At 62.0% G+C, this 18,126-nt stretch carries 13 protein-coding genes; 1 reads left to right on the top strand and 12 read right to left on the bottom strand.

Annotation, left to right across the window (positions count from 1 at the left end; translation table 11 throughout):
- Nucleotides 1-15: 15 nt before the first annotated feature.
- The 11 genes from KUA23_RS16145 to KUA23_RS16095 form a co-directional block, all read right to left on the bottom strand.
- The gene (locus KUA23_RS16145) at nt 16-2,766 is read right to left on the bottom strand and encodes a malto-oligosyltrehalose synthase (RefSeq protein ID WP_252992398.1); all 2,751 of its coding nucleotides are present in this window, start codon (nt 2,764-2,766) and stop codon (nt 16-18) included.
- A complete protein-coding gene (gene malQ / locus KUA23_RS16140; RefSeq protein WP_100490571.1) occupies nt 2,763-4,847 on the bottom strand; it encodes a 4-alpha-glucanotransferase in 2,085 nt (694 codons plus the stop codon). Before malQ ends, KUA23_RS16145 begins: the two co-directional genes overlap by 4 nt.
- Nucleotides 4,844-6,589 (bottom strand): malto-oligosyltrehalose trehalohydrolase, encoded by a 1,746-nt coding sequence (gene treZ, locus KUA23_RS16135; RefSeq protein ID WP_346356338.1) that lies wholly within the window; start codon nt 6,587-6,589, stop codon nt 4,844-4,846. The genes malQ and treZ overlap by 4 nt, the downstream gene beginning before the upstream one ends.
- A 20-nt stretch (nt 6,590-6,609) precedes the next feature.
- Nucleotides 6,610-8,163: a glycogen synthase GlgA gene (gene glgA, locus KUA23_RS16130; protein WP_078048621.1), complete on the bottom strand. Its 1,554-nt coding sequence runs from the start codon at nt 8,161-8,163 to the stop codon at nt 6,610-6,612.
- Between the two features lie 643 nt (nt 8,164-8,806).
- Complete coding sequence (locus KUA23_RS16125; protein ID WP_252992397.1) at nt 8,807-9,760, bottom strand: D-2-hydroxyacid dehydrogenase family protein; 954 nt, start codon at nt 9,758-9,760, stop codon at nt 8,807-8,809.
- A 26-nt stretch (nt 9,761-9,786) separates the two neighbouring features.
- Nucleotides 9,787-10,788 (bottom strand): alpha/beta fold hydrolase, encoded by a 1,002-nt coding sequence (locus tag KUA23_RS16120; RefSeq protein ID WP_078048619.1) that lies wholly within the window; start codon nt 10,786-10,788, stop codon nt 9,787-9,789.
- A 46-nt stretch (nt 10,789-10,834) separates the two neighbouring features.
- Nucleotides 10,835-11,278: a YqaA family protein gene (locus tag KUA23_RS16115; protein ID WP_252992396.1), complete on the bottom strand. Its 444-nt coding sequence runs from the start codon at nt 11,276-11,278 to the stop codon at nt 10,835-10,837.
- On the bottom strand, nt 11,275-11,721 hold the full coding sequence (locus KUA23_RS16110; RefSeq protein WP_099492195.1) for a DUF411 domain-containing protein: 447 nt from the start codon (nt 11,719-11,721) through the stop codon (nt 11,275-11,277). Before KUA23_RS16110 ends, KUA23_RS16115 begins: the two co-directional genes overlap by 4 nt.
- Nucleotides 11,722-11,830: 109 nt before the next feature.
- Nucleotides 11,831-12,289: an SRPBCC family protein gene (locus tag KUA23_RS16105; RefSeq protein WP_078048616.1), complete on the bottom strand. Its 459-nt coding sequence runs from the start codon at nt 12,287-12,289 to the stop codon at nt 11,831-11,833.
- Between the two features lie 90 nt (nt 12,290-12,379).
- A complete protein-coding gene (locus KUA23_RS16100) occupies nt 12,380-14,374 on the bottom strand; it encodes a methyl-accepting chemotaxis protein (protein ID WP_252992395.1) in 1,995 nt (664 codons plus the stop codon).
- A gap of 134 nt (nt 14,375-14,508) precedes the next feature.
- Nucleotides 14,509-15,504 (bottom strand): aldo/keto reductase, encoded by a 996-nt coding sequence (locus KUA23_RS16095; RefSeq protein ID WP_252992394.1) that lies wholly within the window; start codon nt 15,502-15,504, stop codon nt 14,509-14,511.
- A gap of 119 nt (nt 15,505-15,623) precedes the next feature.
- On the opposite strand from KUA23_RS16095, the gene KUA23_RS16090 reads away from it, so the two are divergent.
- The gene (locus KUA23_RS16090; RefSeq protein ID WP_078048613.1) at nt 15,624-16,541 is read left to right on the top strand and encodes a LysR family transcriptional regulator; all 918 of its coding nucleotides are present in this window, start codon (nt 15,624-15,626) and stop codon (nt 16,539-16,541) included.
- Between the two features lie 24 nt (nt 16,542-16,565).
- Here the strand turns inward: KUA23_RS16090 and KUA23_RS16085 are convergent, their stop codons facing one another.
- On the bottom strand, nt 16,566-18,101 hold the full coding sequence (locus KUA23_RS16085) for a M91 family zinc metallopeptidase (RefSeq protein WP_252992393.1): 1,536 nt from the start codon (nt 18,099-18,101) through the stop codon (nt 16,566-16,568).
- Between the last annotated feature and the right edge of the window lie 25 nt (nt 18,102-18,126).

The following is an 18,126-nucleotide window of genomic DNA, read 5'->3' as shown; positions in this document are numbered from 1 at the left end:
TCCTCACAGAAAATTTCAGCTTTCTTGATCATCAGGATTGATAAAGACATTGACCGGGAAATCCCCCAGGGCAGTGCTGATCAACAGCTCCTTGTCTGGTGTGACTGCGCCTGTATGAAAAAGTCCCTTCCAGTTTTGAGTTGTCGCGGCGAACGGTAATTTCACCCGTGTATCGCCCCAAACCTGCGCATTGATCTGTGGATACACACCGTTTTCAAGCAGGGGGTGCGACCAGCGCGGTACCACCACCAGCAAGCGTTTACCCTGATGTTTGCGACAGAACGCGACCACCCGTTCGGCGTGTGTGCCGACCACTTCCAGCGGCGTGTAGGAGCCGCTGCGGAACAGCTCAGGGTGGGCTTTGCGCAAAGCCAGTGCCTGAGCGATCAGCGCCTGCTTGATGCGCCCGTCACGCCAGTTGAACAGCAGTTCGCCGATATCCGGTGGGGTGTCCAGTGCCTGTTGCCGTGCGTTGAAATCCACCGGGCGACGGTTGTCCGGGTCCACGAGACTGAAGTCCCAGAACTCATCGCCCTGGTACAGGTCCGGCACACCCGGCACGGTGATGCGAAGCAAGGTTTGCGCCAGGCCGTTGAGGGCACCGGCCGGGGCAATCGACTGGGCGGCGTCGCCGATGGCACTGCGCAGTGGCTGGCCTTCGTCGCTGAGCAATAGCCGCGACAGGAAGGCTTCGACGCCTTGCTCATATGCGTCGTTGGGCGCGCTCCAGCTGCTCTGCAATTTGGCCTCGCGCAGGGCCTTTTGCTGCCACTGCCACAGGCGTTGCTGATAGCCGTCGAAGTCAGCGCCCTGTTCCAGCGGCCAACTGCCGAGCAAGACCTGGTAGAGGATCAATTCATCGCCTGCCGACGGTGTATTGGCCTCCACCCGCAACGGCGCGGCGAGGGTGCGCCAATGGTTCACCTGCTCGGCGTACCAGGGCGCGCGCTCACTCAGCACGGCCAGGCGCGCACGCGTATCTTCACCGCGCTTGTGGTCGTGGGTGGCGGTGGCCAGCAGGTTGTCGGGGAACGTCTGCAGGCGGTGTTGGTTGATCGCATGAAACTCGGCCAACGGGGCGCTGAACTGCTCGGTGCTGAAGCCCACGTCATTGCGCGACAGCAATACCGCTGAGCGATAGAACGCGGTGTCTTCCACCGCCTTGGCGGCAGCAGGCGAGGTCAGTTGCTGGAAGCGCACGCAGGCGTGCTTGAGGATCTTGCGCTCGCGGCCCACCGGGCGGTTGCGCCAAGGCTGGCCGCCGAGCCATTTTTCCAGGTGTTCGAGCACCGGCCAGTCGCCTTCGCCAAGGGTAGTGCGTGCGCCGTCCATGGCCTGCTGGAACACCTTGTCGTCGGCAGCACTGCGACCGCGCGCGCTGATATAGGTGCGGTACACCGGGAAGTGCACGATCAGTTCCTGCAAGGCCCGGCGGATGGCGCCGAGGGTCAGGTCGCGGGTCATCACGTCGTCGCGGGCCACTTGCAGCAGGGCCTGGGCCACGCTTTCAAAGTCGCCGCCGAGGGAGCCGTTGAGGATCTGCTGGCGTGCCAGTCGTGCTTCCTCGATAAACGCCGAAGGCCGCTCGCTGTGACGGGTCCACAACTCGGCCAAGGGCTCGAAGCCTTCCGGTTGATGTTGCAGCAGCGAGAGCTGGTCCATGAATTCGTAGCCGGTGGTGCCGTCCACTTGCCAGTCTTCACGCAGGGTTTCGCTTTCGCCGAGGATCTTCTCGACAAAGATCGGCAAATGCCGCTCCGGCGACAGCGAATCCACGCGGCGGCGCAGCTTGCGGCAGTAACCGCGCGGGTCGGCCAGGCCGTCGATATGGTCGATGCGCAGGCCGTCCACCAGGCCTTCGCTGATCAGTTCGAAAATCTTGCCATGGGTGGCTTCAAACACTGCCGTGCGCTCGACGCGCAGGCCACCGAGTTCGTTGACATCAAAGAAGCGCCGCCAGTTGATATCGTCCGCCGCCGTGCGCCAGCTGGCCAGGCGATAGGCCTGCTGCTCCAGCAACTGATGCAGGCGGTTGAAGCCTTCCGGCTGGCGCCCGTCGAACGCGCTCAACCGCGCCTTGATCGCGGGTAACACTTCGGTGGCGCGTTCCGCCAGCGCTTGCTTGAGCCAGGCCGCCTCATGGTAGGCGTCGTCCTGGTAGGCGAGCGCACTGAAGCGCTCGGCCAGGGGTTTAAGCAGCTCATCGCTGCCGAGGATCGCCGCGTAGTCCTTGGGACAGATCGGGAAACGGTGTTCGTAATGCTCAACGTAGAACGTGCCATGGGCGGCATCGAACTGCAGGGTCAGGGTGCCGGTCTGCAGGGCTTCGCCATAGTCACTGCCGAGGAACGGCATCAACAGTTGGCCCTTGAGCAGCGGGTCGGGCGAATGCCACTGGATATCGAAGAACTCGCTGTAGGGACTCAGGCGCCCCCATTCCAGCAGGTCCAGCCACCAGGGGTTGTCGGCACCGCCGACGGCCATATGGTTGGAGACGATATCGAGGATCAGGCCCATCTCGTGTTCACGCAGCGCGGCGACCAGGCGGCGCAGGGCCGGCTCGCCGCCGAGTTCCGGGTTGACGCTGGTGGGGTCGACCACATCGTAGCCGTGCATGGAGCCGGCACGGGCGCTGAGCAGCGGCGAGGCATACAGGTGACTGATGCCCAGCCGGGCGAAATACGGCACCAGGGGCACCGCGTCATCGAGGGTAAAACCTTTATGGAATTGCAGGCGCTGGGTAGCGCGCAGGGGCAGTGCTTTCATCGGTCACGCTCATAGGCTTGGTTGCGCGCGACGGCCAACAGCTCGAGGCGGCGGGCGGCACCGGCATTGTCGAGCAGGCTAGAGGCCTCACCCGCCAGGCGACGGCGCCAATTAGGGTGGGTGTCGGTGGTGCCGGGCAGGTTGGCCTGCTCTTCGATGCCAAGGGCGTCCTCCAGCGGCAGCAGCACCAGGGGGGCGCGGGTGTGGCCGAGGTAGCGCACGCTGGCGTCGATCATATGGTCGGTTTCATTGCGGATTTCTTCGACGAAGTTCTGCGGGTCCTGGCTCAAGGCCTGACGCAGGGCCTGGCGTTCGCGCAAACGGTGTTCGCTCCATTGCTCCACGGTGGGCGCATCGATCAGGCCGAGCTGGATATTCCAGTCGATGTCACGGCTGTGCCACCAGCCGTTGAGCGTCGGCAGGTCGTGGGTGCTGGTGGTGGCCAGGGCGTTGTCGGGCCAGTCGAGGATCGGCCGGAATTGGCCGTCGTGGTTTTGCTCGAACAACAGCACGCGCATGCCCAGGATCGAGCGCGCGATGAGTTTTTCGCGCAGGCCATCCGGCACCGTGCCGAGGTCTTCACCGAGCACGATGGCCTGGTGGCGGTGCGACTCCAGCGCCAGCAGGCGCAGCAGGTCGTCTACCGGGTAATACAGGTAGGCGCCTTCCTTGGGCGAGGCGTCCATGGGAATCACCCACAGGCGTTGCAGGCCCATTACGTGGTCAATGCGCAGGCCGCCGGCATGGGCGAAGTTGGCGCGCAGCATCTCGATAAAGGCGCGAAAGCCATGGCGCTTGAGGCCTTCGGGGGAGAACGCGGAAATGCCCCAGCCCTGGCCGGCGCGGTTGAGAATGTCCGGCGGGGCGCCCACGGTCAGGTCCGCGAGCAGTTCATCCTGGCGGCTCCAGGCCTGGCTGCCGCCACCGTCGGCACCCACGGCCAGGTCGGCGATCAGGCCGACGCCCATGCCGCTGCCACGCGCGGCTTGTTGCGCGCGCTCAAGGCAGCGCGCAATCAGCCATTGGCTGAAGGCGAAGAAGCCGATTTCATCGCGATTGTCTTCGGCGAACTGCGCCAGCGCCGGGCTCTGCGGGGTGCGCCAGGCTTCGGGCCAGTGGCGCCAGTCGAGGTCTTCACCTGCCGCGGCGCGGGCCGCTTGAACCGCTTCGAAGCGGCAGTGGTTTTCCAGGGCTTCACCGCCGGCCTGACGGAAACTCTGGAAGTCGGCGTGTTGCGGGTGGTGGCCGTGACGGAAGTCTTCATACAGCGCACGCAGCAGGCGCTGCTTGGCCTTGGCCGCAGTGGGCCAGTCAATCAGGGTGTGTTGCTCCAAGTCGTGCAACTCGTCGGCGAGCCCTGTTGCCTCGATGGCATTACGCACTTCGCGCTCACCGAGGATGCAGCCCGGCGAGGCGTACAAGCTGTTGAGGAACAACCGGCTGGAGGGCGAATACGGGCTGTAGCGCCCGGTGTCGGCGCTGAACATCGCGTGCATCGGGCTGATCGCCAACGCATCGGCGCCACGCTCGGCCGCCGAACGGGCCAGGTGCTCCAGGGCCAGGGTGTCGCCGAAGCCACCATCGCCTAGGCGACGCAGGCTGTACAGTTGGGCGCTGAGGCCCCAGGCACGGGCGGGTTGGGTATCGACGGCTTCTGCCACGCTGTAGCAGTGGGTCGGAGCAACGGCCAGGGTAAAGCTCTGGTCGGCAATGTGGACCTGGTGATAGCCCAGGGCAATGACACCGGGCATGACGGCGTCGCCATCGAGCCGCAGTTCCAGGGTGTCGCCGTCTTCGAGGCTGACCCGGCACGGGGTGTCCGGTTCGAAATAGCGGGCCAGGTCCAGGCCTTCGCCACTGTCGATGGTCAGCAGGGGCGGCAGGTGTTTGTCTTGTTGCACCCGCTCCAGGTCGAGCAGGCTGGCGTCGATCTCGGCATCGGTGTCGGCCGGGTGGCCCAGGCCTTTGAGAACGGCGCGCAAGGCGTCGGGTTTCACACGTTGCGGGCGGCCGTTTGCGTCGATCCAATCGACGGCCAGGCCCGCTCGGCTGGCGAGGATTTCCAGGTTCGCTTCGCTCAAGGGTGCTCTCCAACAGGGGATAGGGTGACACGCGCGCTGTACGGCGGCAGGTGTGCGCCGGCATCGGCAGGCGTTTGAAAAAGAACCGGCGCTGTAGCCGGGTGATCCAGGGGCGCGTCGCTCAGGTTGAGGTCGATCTGCAACACGCTGCCATTGCCCAGGCGCCAACGGGCGCAAACGGCACCCTCAGCCAACACCTCGGCGCCCAAGGCCATGCTGCCAGGCAAATGGGGCACGAGGTGGCGATGGCGCAGGCTCAGTAGCTGGCGGTAGAGCTGGGTGTGTTCGTTTGCGTCAAAACTGGGCGTTGTCTGCACAAAGGTTGGCAGGGCATTGGGATCGGGGATGCGCTCGCGTCGCTCCGGGTCCTGGAATGCCGCGAAATCCTTGAACTCATTGCGTCGGCCTTCGCGCACCGCTTCTGCCAGTTCGCCATGGTGGTCGGTGAAAAACAGGAACGGCTGCGCAGCGTTGACTTCATCGCCCATGAACATCAGCGGGATCATTGGCGACAGCAGCAGCAGGGCGGTCGCCGCCTTGAGCGCTTGCGGCGAGCAGAGTTGATGCAGGCGCTCGCCCAGGGCGCGGTTGCCGATTTGATCGTGGTTTTGCAGGAACGCCACGAAGGCGGTCGGGGGCAAGTAGCCGCTGGGTTCGCCACGCTCATGGCCATGCCGAGTGGTGTGCCCCTGGTAGATAAAGCCTTCGCCCAGGCAGCGGGCCAATTTGGCGGTAGGCGCTTCGGCGAAATCGCTGTAATACGCGTCGGTTTCGCCGGTCAGCAGCACATGCAGGACGTTGTGGAAGTCGTCATTCCATTGCGCGTCGAAATCGTGCTGCAGGAGGCTGGCCTGGTTGAGCTCGTTTTCCAGCATCAGCCAGACGTGGCGACCCGTGTCCACTTGTTCGCGAACGCGGTGCGCCAGCTCCTTGAGGAAGTCCGGGTTGTCGATGGCGTGTACGGCGTCCAGGCGCAGGCCGTCGAAGCGGTATTCGAGCAACCACATCAGCGCGTTATCGAGGAAAAAGTCCCGCACTTCACGCCGATCGAAATCGATACCCGCGCCCCATGGCGTGTGCACGTCTTCCTGGAAGAAGCCCTTGGCGTACTGGCCCAGGTAATTGCCGTCGGGCCCGAAGTGGTTGTAGACCACGTCGAGGATCACCGCCATGCCATGTTCGTGGGCGCTGTCGATCAGGTGCTTGAGCTGTTCAGGTGTGCCATAGGAGGCTTGGGGGGAGTAGGGCAAGACCCCGTCATAACCCCAGTTGCGATCGCCGGGGAATTGCGCCAACGGCATGAACTCAATCGCGGTAATCCCGAGCTCGGCCAGGCGTGGCAGGTGCTTTTCGATTTCGGCGTAACCGCCCATGGCGCCGACGTGCAGTTCATAGATGACGGCTTCGTGCCAGGGACGCCCCTGCCAATTGCTGTGGCGCCATTGATAGGCGAGAGGGTCGACCACCAGGCTCCAACCGTGTACATCCGCGGCCTGGGCCCTGGAGGCAGGGTCGGGTACATCCATTTCCCCATCGATATTGAAGCGGTAGCGCGTGCCCGCCGGGCACGCTATTTCAGTTTCAAACCAGCCATCTGCCTGGGGCAGCATGGCGACGGACTTGCCGTTTTCCAATTCAACGCTGACATAAAACGCGTCTGGCGCCCACAAGGCAAAACGCGTGTGCTGCGCGTCCAACATGATTGCGCCGTGGGGCCAGGTTTCCAGAGTCCGTAACGGCATCTACAAAAACCTCCCTTTGATTATTTAGCGGATTTCCCCAGTGCTTTAGCCACCAGTTGCTCATACAGTTCGGCGTAGGGTTCCACCGCCTGGCTCCAGTTGAAAGGCTGTGTCATTGCCCGGCAGCGCATGGCGTTGAGCAAGCCAGGGAAGGCAAACACCTTGAACGCGCGGCTCAAGGCTTCTTTGTAACTGTCGACCGTGGATTCATTGAACAGAAAACCCGTTACACCGTTTTCGATGGTGTCAGCCAGGCCGCCGGTGTTGCGTGCCACAGGCAGCGAGCCGAAGCGCTGGGCGTACATCTGGCTCAGGCCGCAGGGCTCGTAGCGCGACGGCATCAGCAGGAAGTCGCTGCCGGCGAACATGCGACGGGCGTCGGTCTCGTTAAAGCCGATGCGCACACCAATCTGGCCCGGGAAGCGCAGCGCCAATTCACGCATGGCGTTTTCTTCTTCCGGCTCGCCGCGACCGATGATCGCGATCTGGCCACCTTGCTCGACGATAAAGCTGGCCACGGCTTCGGTGAGGTCCAGGCCTTTCTGGAACACCAGGCGCGAGACCACGGCGAACAGCGGGCCCGTCGAGTCGTGCAGGCCGAACAGGTTGCGCACCTGCGCGGCGTTCACGGCCTTGCCTTCCCAGTCGCCAATATTGAAGTTGTGCGTCAGGTGCGGGTCGGTCGAGGTTTCCCAACTGTCTTCAATGCCGTTGGGAATGCCGCTGAGCAAGCCTTGCTGGGTCTTGCTGGCCAAAAAGCCGTCCAGGCCGCAGCCGAATTCTGGGGTGGTGATTTCCTGGGCGTAAGTGGCGCTCACCGTGGTGATATGGCTGGAGTACGCCATGCCCGCCTTGAGGAACGACATCTTGCCGTAGAACTCCATGCCTTCCTGTTGCAGGGCGTGCGGTGGAATGCCCAGCTCCGGCGTCGACGCCAGGCTGACCACGCCTTGATAGGCCAGGTTGTGGATGGTGAACAAGGTTGGGGTGCGTGACCCGCGCCAGTGCATATAAGCCGGGGCCAGGCCCGCGGGCCAGTCGTGGGCGTGCACCAGGTCCGGGCACCAGTGGATCTGTGCGAGGTTGGCGGCCATGTCGGCGGCGGCCAGGCCCAGGCGGGCGAAGCGGATATGGTTGTCCGGCCAGTCGCGACCGTTGTTGGCACCGTACGGAGTGCCTTCGCGCTCATAGAGCTCGGGGCAGATCAGCACATAGATGACCAGGCCGTCCTTGAGGTCCATGCGCCCGATCTTGCACGGCGGCAGCGCGGCGTGGCCACCCAGTTCACCGATGATATGGATCGGGTTGTCGCTCTCCATCACCTGCGGGTAACCCGGGATCAGCACCCGCACGTCGTGCAGGTGGGCCATGGCGCGGGGCAGGGCCGCGGACACATCGCCCAGGCCGCCGGTTTTCACCAGGTCGGCAAATTCCGAGGTCACGAACAGGACTTTCTTGCGATTAGGATTCTGACTCACGATCGGCCGCACAGTGGTGGGCAGGTCGGCCAACAGAGGCCCCCCTACCGGTTGACTGACACGCTCTCCCTGAATATCTACAGCGGCACTGATCATAGTTCTCTCCCACATGTTGGTCGGCTAATGGCCCGCTGCCATTAGCTCCGATGACCGCATCCTGCGGCCAGGCGCACAAGCACTGTACAAACTGGCAAGGCGTATGCCAGTTGCACGGTAAGCCTAAAAAGATTGGATGGACGGGCATCGAGGTGTGAACCACGTGCGCTCGCCTTACCTTAAAACTGGACCTACGGCAGAGTTCGAAAGTTTCGATTTTTTGCGGGGTTTTTGTTTTGGAACGGACCCATCGGTCCTGAGTCTAGGACAGATCCTAGAGCCTGTAGGGTTTTCAGGGTTTTTTTGTAGGACAAAATACTTTTAACAAAAATAGGTCTGGTTATTAGGCGGCGGCGATGGTCGGAGATTTACGGGGAGAGCCGGATTGTTGTAGTGAACGGGCGCTCTGTGGTGAGCGGGCTTGCTGTGGTGAGCGGGCTTGCCCCGCGCTGGAGTGCGAAGCGCTCCCAAATGGGCTATGGCAGTGCACCAAGTAAATCTCGGTTGTCTGGTTTGGGGCTGCTTCGCAGCCCAGCGCGGGGCAAGCCCGCTCACCACAGCAAGCGCGCTCACCACGGACGACAAGCTGGGTCAGCCTGGCGTGTCCGTGCGCCCGGAAGTGGTCTTGCCCTTTATTGGTGCGTCAGCCGAGCACCCGAATGGGCGCACCGTTGGCCCAGGCCTGAATGTCTTCAATCATTTGCGAATAGAACTGCCGGTAATTCTGTTCGCTCACGTAGCCGACATGCGGGGTGGCCAGTACATTCGGCAGGCGGCGAAATGGATGATCCGCAGGCAGCGGCTCTTCGGCATACACGTCGAGTGCCGCCCCGGCCAGGCGACCGCTTTCCAGCGCCTGCACCAGCGCCTGCTCATCCACGATGGGGCCACGTGCGGTGTTGACCAAGCGAGCGCTCGGTTTCATCCAGCCCAACGCCTGGGCATCCACCAACCCCCGGCTGCGGTCGCTGAGCACCAGGTGCACGGTGAGGATGTCTGCCTGTTCGAACAGTGCTTGCTTGCTGACCCAGGTTACGCCGGACTCGGCCGCGCGTTCCGGCGTGAGGTTTTCACTCCAGGCAATCACCTGCATGCCAAACGCTTGGGCGAATTGTGCGACTTTCTGGCCAATGCTGCCCAGGCCAAGAATCCCCAGGGTCTTGCCATGCAGATCACCGCCGAGCCCCACCTGCCAGTGACCGGCACGCAAGGAATTGGCTTCCTCCACCAGATTGCGGGTGGAGGCCATGATCAATGCCCAGGTCAGTTCCGGCGCGGCGTGTTTATAGCTGTCGGTGCCGCACACCTGAATGCCCAGGGCTTTGGCGGCGGGAATATCAATCGCGGCGTTGCGCATGCCGCCCGTCACCAGCAGCTTTAGGTTTGGCAGCCCTTGCAGCAGGGCCTTGTCGAAGGTGGAGCGCTCGCGCATCACGCAAATCACCTCGAACCCCTGCAAACGCTCGATCATCGTGGCGGTATCCGCCGGGTAGTCGTGCAGGAAGTGCACCTGGCCCACCGCCTCAAGGACTGACCAATCCACCACGCCTCTGGCCACATTCTGCCAATCATCAATGACTGCAATCTGTACCGACATTCACGAGTGCCTCGAAAAAGGTTGGATTAAAGGGCGTTCAACCCCTGCAACAGCGCTTTATGAAACTGTTCCGGCTCTTCCATCTGCGGCGCATGCCCCAGGCCCGGGAATTCCACTAGCGTCGCATGAGGGATCAACCGGGCCACCTGCTTGCCAAGCACGGCATAGTCGCCGAGCTTGGCCTTGACCGCCGGCGGCGCGACATCCTTGCCGATGGCGGTGTTATCGGCGGTGCCGATCAGCAGCAGCGTAGGCATTTGGAGGTGCTTGAATTCGTAGTACACCGGCTGGGTGAAGATCATGTCGTAAATCAACGCTGAGTTCCATGCGACTCGCGTATGCCCCGGGCCGTTGCTCAGACCGGCGTACATGTCTACCCAACGCTCGTATTCGGGCTTCCAGCGCCCGACGTAATAGGTAGTGAGTTGGTACTTGCGAATGCCCTCGGCGCTGACTTTCAACTCGCGCTCATACCACTGGTCGACGGTCAGCGCGGGCACGCCCAAGGCTTTCCAGTCTTCCAGGCCGATGGGGTTGACCATCGCCAGTTGTTCGGTTTGCTCCGGGTACATCAGGGCGTAGCGAGTGGCGAGCATGCCGCCGGTGGAATGGCCGAGCAGGGTGGCCTTTTGAATGCCGAGCTTTTCCAGCAGTTGGTGGGTGTTGTTCGCCAATTGCTGGAAGCTGTATTGATAGTGGTCGGGCTTGCTGGAGGTACAGAAGCCGATCTGGTCCGGCGCGATCACCCGGTAACCGGCGTCGCTGAGGGCCTTGATCGAGCCTTCCCAGGTTGCACCGCAGAAGTTCTTGCCGTGCATCAGCACCACGCTGCGGCCGTTGGGCGTGCCTTTTGCCGGTACGTCCATGTAGCCCATCTGCAGGGATTTGCCTTGGGATTGAAACGCGAAATGCTTGAGCGGGTAGGGGTATTCAAAGCCTTGCAGTTCGGGACCGTAGGTCGCTGCAAACACCGGCGAGGCAGTGGCCGTGAGCAGGCCGGCGATACAAAAAGCGCGGATTAGAGGCATTGGCGAGGGCTCCGAGAAGGGTGGCTCGGATGCTGTTGCGAGGGGATTAAGTGCGGATTAACACCCACTGCAAGGTCACGGCCGCCAGCACGCCATAGCGCAGGCCTTTGGCCAGGGTCACCAGCAACAGAAATCGCCACAACGGCTCGCGCATCACTCCGGCCACCAGTGTCAGCGGGTCGCCGATGATCGGCACCCAGCTGAGCAACAACGTCCAATGCCCCCAGCGCTGGTAATGGTTACGAGCTTTTTCCAACTGCCGATCGTTGACTGGAAACCAGCGTCGATCCTTGAAGTGTTCAACCCAGCGCCCCAGCCACCAGTTCACCACCGAACCCAGCACGTTGCCGAGTGTCGCAACACCCAGCAACAGCCACAGACTGTAATGCCCGTTGAGCAGCAGGCCGACCAGCACCGCTTCCGATTGCAGCGGCAACAAGGTCGCGGCGCCAAACGCCGCGAAGAACAGCCCCAGGTAGCCTGCGATCATTGCGCCGGGTATTCGGCCACCACGACATCCTTGCCTTCACGGGTCAGGCCGATGACTTGAAAGGCCTCACTGCGACCCTCGACTTCCATGCCCGGCGAGCCCATGGGCATGCCCGGTGCGGCGACGCCCAGCAGGTCGTCACGTTTGCGCAAGGCCAGCACCTGTTCGGCGGGCACATGGCCTTCGACGAATTTGCCATCGATCACGGCGGTGTGGCACGAGCCCAGGCGTGGCGCCACGCCCAGGCGTTGCTTGACGGCGCTCATGTCGGCTTCGACGTGGTCATTGACCTTGAAACCGTTGCTTTCCAGATGGCTGATCCACTTTTTGCAGCAGCCGCAGTTGGCATCACGGTGCACGTCGATAGGGATCAACTCGGCGGCTTGCGCCAGGGAGGTGGTGAACAGGGCTGACAGCAGGACCAGGCGCAATGTGGTTTTCATAGGATCTCGCGTGCGGGAGGGGGCCGTTGGGATGGCGGCGATCATGACGACGTCATCGCAGGCAAGCCAGCTCCCACAGGTCAGCGGGTGGCGCGGTAATGTTTCAAGATTATACGAAGGGCGGGTTTTCCAGGCGGTGCTTGAGCTGGCCGAGGGCAATCGCCGACAGTTCGATCATGCGTTCATGCAAGGTGGCCAGTTGCAGCTCGGTTTCATAGGTCAACACGCGCTTGAACAGCGTGCCGCCCTGATGGGGCAACAGGAAGTAGTGAATCGAGCCGTCGACGGCCAGGGAGGTGAACACGGTCTTGAACTCGCCGGGGCGTCGGGCGATTTGTACGCGGTAACTCATGGGGACACGCACACCGAGCAGGTCGATGAACTCGGTAAAACGTGCGCCTGCCGGGAGTGAGCCAGTGGTGCCGGTGTCGGCGCTGAGGGAGGTGGGGTGCCATTCGTGCCAGCGATCCGGCTGGGTCACGTAGTCGTAAACGGCGTCGATAGGGGCTTGGATAAAGCGTTCCTGACTGATCCGCTCCAAGCGGACCGATTGCTCGGCTGCGCGCATGGCACACCTCCTGTGTGGCAGTTCTAAGCACTTCGAACTGTCAGAATAGTCCCACTCCCGCACATTGCACGGGAGTGTTTCAGCCGTTTATCACCGCACCTTGAATCGACCCATCAAGGCAATCACCCGGCCATTCGCATCCAGCAGGCTTTGGGTATTGGTTTCAGTGGCGTGGCCGCTCTGTACCAGCTCTTCGACCATTTGTCGGATCTGCACCATGCTGCGGTTGATCTCCTCGGTCACCGCGCTCTGTTGCTCGGCGGCCGTGGCGATCTGGGTGCTGAGGTTGTTGATATGGCTGACGGAGCCGGCCATCTCATCCAGCCCGGTGTTCACCCGCGCCGTGGCATCCGCCGCCGACTGGCAACTGGCCTGGGTGTTTTCCATGGCCGCGACCGAAGAACTGACCCCGGCGGTCAGGCGCGTCAGCATCTCGTTGATCTGCGAGGTGCTGGCCTGGGTGCGTGCCGCAAGCGCGCGGACTTCATCGGCAACCACCGCAAACCCACGGCCTTGCTCGCCGGCACGCGCGGCTTCGATCGCGGCGTTGAGGGCCAGCAGGTTGGTCTGGCCGGCAATCGCGCCGATCACGCCGAGGGTTTCGGTGATGCGCGCCGCGTCCTGGCGCATGTTTTCCACGCTGTGGGTGGCGCTCGACACTTCGCCGATCAAGGCACTGACGCTATTGGACGCTTCGCCCACGACCACGCGGGAACGGTCGGCGTGCTCATTGGCGCGCTGGGTGAACGCGGCGGTTTCAGCGGCGTTTTGCGCCACGGTGTCGGCGGTGGAGCTCATTTCGGTGATGGCGGTAACCGTCTGATCGGTCTCCGAAGCATGCCGTACCAGGATCTGGTTGGTGTGCGCCGAGGTGCGTTGCAGTTGCTCAAGGCTCGACGACATGGCACCGGTGGCTTGGGTGACTTCGCCGATCATGTTCTGCAGGTAGACGATAAAACGGTTGACCGAGTGACCAATAGCGCCCAGTTCGTCTTCGGCGCGGATGGTGATACGTCGGGTCAGGTCGGCATCGCCGGCCGACAGCGCGTCGATATTGGTTTTCAGCGACTTCATGCGCTGCACCAGTTGGCGGATCGCATACACCGCGAGCAGCACCAGCAGCAACACCATCGGGATTTGCAGCAAGGCCAGGGTGCCGAGCACGTCATCGCGCTGGGCGGTGATCAGCGAGGTGGGCAGGGCAGTGGCGAGGAACCACGGCGTGCCTTCGATGGGGCGCATGTAGAAGGTGCTGGCCACACCCAGGTTGTCGAACTCACTGCGTTGCAGCGCCTGGTCGCGGTGGGCCAGGGCTTTGCTGACCTGGCCGGCGAACGCCGAGCTGCCGGTGAGTTCGCTGATGTTCTTCAACACCACCGGGCCGCTGATGCGCGAGCTGTTGCTGATGATTTTGCCGTCACCTTCGACGATCAGCATTTGCCCGCCGATGTCTTTTTCTTTGCTGGCCACCAGGTCATTAAAGAAGCCCAGGGTCACGTCGATGGTGGCGACACCATAGGGCACGCCGTCGCGCTGGATGGCCATGGCGCAGTTAGTGCGTGGCTCCTGGCTGGCGTCGTCCTTGTAGGCGGCGGCCCAGGCGCATTGACCGCGCGGTGAGGCGAGGCCGCCCTTGTACCAGCTCTGGTCGTAATAGTTGGGTGCAGGGTCGCTGTTCCAGAAGGTATTAACCGCCAGCTCGCCCGACGCGTCACGGTGCCAGAACGTGCTGTGCTTGTTGCGCCCCGGTGTGCGCTGGTTGGGCAGCGGCCAAATCCCGCCACCGAAGACTTTCAGTTCGCCATATTGATCGACCAGGCCCGGCAGGACTTTGTCGATGGCATCGCTGTCGAGCAAGGGGATGGTCTGGGTGATGGTGCGTTGCTGGGACTGAACCTTGTTCAGTTCGCCCTGGATCTGTTCGGCCACTTCGGCGATGCGGTTGAGCACCACCTGTTCTTCGGTGTGGCGCAGCGTGGGGGCGACCAACTGGCCGATACCCACCACCGTCAACACAAATAACACCAGGACGAACAGCACCAGGAACAGGGTATAGCGGGCTTGGATGGAGCGCAGTGGGGGCATGGGGTCGTCCTTACGAAGCGTTTATTATCGACGCGGCTTTTTTAGAGCTTCGTAGGGCTATCGGCTTGAGCAAGCGGAGCTTTAGGTACGTTCGTACAAGAAAAAAGAGCGCCGGGTGAGGGCGCTCTGTTGACTCAGATATCCAGCATGGCCATCACCGCCTCGGGGTAGCGCAGGCCGGCGGTGGCCTCGGCCGGGAAGATCGCCTCCAGTGCCGCCAACTCAGCCGGGCTGAGGTGGATCGATAGCGCTGCCACGTTTTCTTCCAGGTATTTGCGCTGCTTGGTACCCGGGATCGGAATGATGAAGTCGCCTTGCGCCAGCACCCAGGCCAGCGCCAGTTGCCCGGCACTCACGCCTTTGTCGGCTGCCAGCGCTTGCACCTGCTTCACCAACGCCAGGTTCTTGTCGAAGTTTTCGCCCTGGAAGCGCGGGCTGAAGCGCCGGTAGTCGTCGGCTCCGAAATCGTCTGGGTTTTTCAGCGCGCCGGTCAGGAAGCCACGGCCCAGCGGGCTGTAGGGCACAAAGGAGATGCCCAGGCGCTGGCAGGTGGCGAGGCAGCCGTTGTGTTCCTGGTCGCGGCTCCACAGGGAGTACTCGCTTTGCAGGGCGCTGATCGGGTGCACCCGATGGGCACGCTCCAGAGTGGCGGCGGAGGCTTCGCTGAGGCCCAGGTAACGCACTTTACCCTGGTGCACCAACTCGGCCATGGCGCCAACGGTTTCTTCGATAGCGACCTGCGGGTCGATACGGTGCTGGTAGTAAAGGTCCAGGGTCTCTACCCCCAGGCGGCGCAGGGTGCCGTCGATGGCGTTGCGGATGTATTCAGGGCGACCGTTTACGCCGCGCAAGGCAGGGTTGGCCGGGTCGCGCACGATACCGAACTTGCTCGCCAGGAACACCTGGTCACGTTTGCCGGCGATGGCTTGGCCGATCAGTTGTTCGTTGGTGTGCGGGCCATAAATGTCGGCGGTGTCGAGGAAGTTGACGCCCAGCTCCAGCGCGCGGTGCAAGGTGGCGATGGCCTCGCGGGTGTCGCTGCCGGGCGTATAGAAATCGCTCATGCCCATGCAGCCGAGGCCGATGGCTGAGACGCGTGGACCGTGTGTGCCGAGTTGACGAGTGTGCATGGGTTCAGCTCCTGGAGTGGGAAGGCCTTCATTGTCACGCTCGACACAATCGAGATAAACCAGCTAAAAGCAGTATTACTGTTCGTATTTTCTAAATAATCCAACTGAGGAAATCGCCCTTGGACCGTTTCAACGCGATGCGCGTGTTCACACGGATCGTCGAGTTGCGTGGCTTTGCCAAAGCCGCTGACAGCCTGCAACTGCCGCGCGCCTCGGTCACGGTGTTGATCAAGCAATTGGAAGCGCACCTGGGCGTGCAACTGTTGCAGCGCACCACGCGGCAAGTCAGCCCGACACTGGATGGCGCAGCGTACTACCAGCGCTGTGTGCAATTACTGTCGGACCTTGAGGAAACCGAGGCGGTGTTTTCTACGCAACGCCAGAACCCGCGTGGCACCTTGAGCATTGATATGCCCTCGGGCATCGGGCGCTTGATCGTGATTCCGGCCTTGCCGACATTCACGGCGCGTTACCCCCAGATTGATTTAGAGATCAGCCTGAATGATCGCACGGTAGACCTGATTCGCGAGGGTGTGGACTGTGTGCTGCGCGGCGGTCAGGCACTCGATGAGTCGCTGGTAGCCCGGCCATTGGCGATGATGAACCAGGTGACCCTGGCCAGCCGTGATTACCTCGAACGCTTCGGCGTGCCCGAAACGCTGGACGACCTGGCTGGCCATCGGATGGTCGAGTATGTCTCCCGTACCAGCGGCAAACGCTTTGGCCTGGAGTTCCAGGTGGGCAGTGAATTGCGCGAGATAAACCTGGAGAAGGTAATCGCGGTCAGCAGCTCCGACGGTTATTTCGCCGCGTGTGAAGCCGGCTATGGCTTGATTCAGGCGCCGTACTATCACGCCACGCGGCAACTGGCCCAAGGCACGTTGGTGGAAGTGCTGCCACGTCTTGCACCTCCCGCCATGGCGCTCACTGCGTTGTACCCACCCCATCGCCAACTGTCCCAGCGGGTGCGGGTGTTTATCGATTGGCTGGTGGAGGTGTGCACCCATCCGGACAGCCCATTGCAACGCCAGACGTGAGTCCGGCGCGCATAAGCAAGGTGTTTAAGAAAGGTAACTCTTGCGCTCAGGCAGCCCCAGTTCCCGGAGCATGCCATTTTCCGTAAAGTGCTCGGGGTTGGTGGCGGTGGGCGGGGTAGTAGGATCGTTATCGAAGTCATAGGGTTGCGCGCTGCTCGGCAAACCGACCACTTGAAACTCGGTGTTGGGAATCTGACTTGAAAACGCTGGTTCCGACGGTGAGTGCTCCAGGGTCCGGCCTGGTAGGTTGGTTCCTGTCGCGCCATTGTAGGCATGCCCCATTTCGTGGATTAAACCGACGATGGGAGGCTCAAGCGTGTCTTTTCTAGGGTCACCCAGATCCATCGGATCGTAATTCAATACCCCCTTATCGGCGCGGGCTCCGGGCTGGCCGTCATAAACTCTGCCGCGTCTTGGGTCATCACGCTCGACCTTGCTGTCTCTGTCGTGTCGCAGCTTATCCAGTTCCGAGCTGCCAAAAAGGTAGCTGTTGCCGTTTTCGCGTTCTTCTCGGACCGTGACTTTTCCTCCAGCGTTGGCAGCTTCCCTGTCCATGTCCTCAAGCATCTTTTGCCCGGTAGGCGAACTGCGCAAGAACTCGAAATCATCGGCGACACGCTGCTTGAACTTAGGGCGACCAACGACGCTAAAGCCTTCGTCACCGGCGTTGCTGGTCTTCACCTTGGTAAATGCGGAGCCTTGGGAGGCGTCGTAGGCATCACCCGCTTTTGCGTATATCCGATCGCCACGCCTATTGTTGATGATCTGGTTTTTACCTTTGCCGGTATAAAAAGTCGTTCGGTCAAACCCTACCAATTGGTCGTTGCCCTTACCGCCATGGAGGATTGTATGTCCGTTGCCAGCATAGAGGCGGTCGTCGCCACTTCCGCCATCCAAGTAGCTTTGCTTGCTCACGGGGCCGGCGCCGGCATACAGCTGATCATTGCCATTGTTGCCATACATGACTGCATTGCCGGAGCCTCCGATGAGGGTGTCGTCGCCGTCATTACCTTCCGCGTAGCCCGTGTTGCTGCCGAGGCGAAGGGTGTCGTTGCCCGCACCACCCAGTAGACGGGTTTTGCCACCGCCAGCGGTCAGGGTATCGTCCCCGTCACCACCATCAATCGTGGCTGGGTTATTCACATCAGGGCTGATGGTGACCCTGTCATTTCCGCCACGGGTGTTGATTTGCAAATTGATGGGCTGGCCCTGTGGGTCGATGCTGTCGAATGCATAATCCTTTCCATTGATTTGCAGGTTCAGGTGACCGTCTGGGCCCTTGCCGACGTACAGGGTGTCGGCTTTATTCCCGGTGTCGATAATCAAGCTGACACTCTTGAGTCGGGGCCAGCCTCCGGACAGGTCCCATTTAGCCTCTCGTTTGATAGTCATGTAGCCGTTATCGACCAGTGTTTCGGATTTGGATCGAACGAGGCCCTCGCCGGGGTCGGAGAGCCGGGGCGGAGTGTAGATCGAGTCTTGAGCGTCGGGGCGCGTGGGAAGGGTGGGGAGATGTTGTTTGGTCGCTGCACTGATGAAGTCGGGGCGTTGGGTAATCACGGGATTGCATCCAAAGTCTGTCGAG

The organism is Pseudomonas pergaminensis (assembly GCF_024112395.2).
Taxonomy (GTDB): Bacteria; Pseudomonadota; Gammaproteobacteria; order Pseudomonadales; family Pseudomonadaceae; genus Aquipseudomonas; species Aquipseudomonas pergaminensis.
Note: the sequence above shows the minus strand (reverse complement) of the source record. Positions and strands in the feature narration are given on the sequence as shown.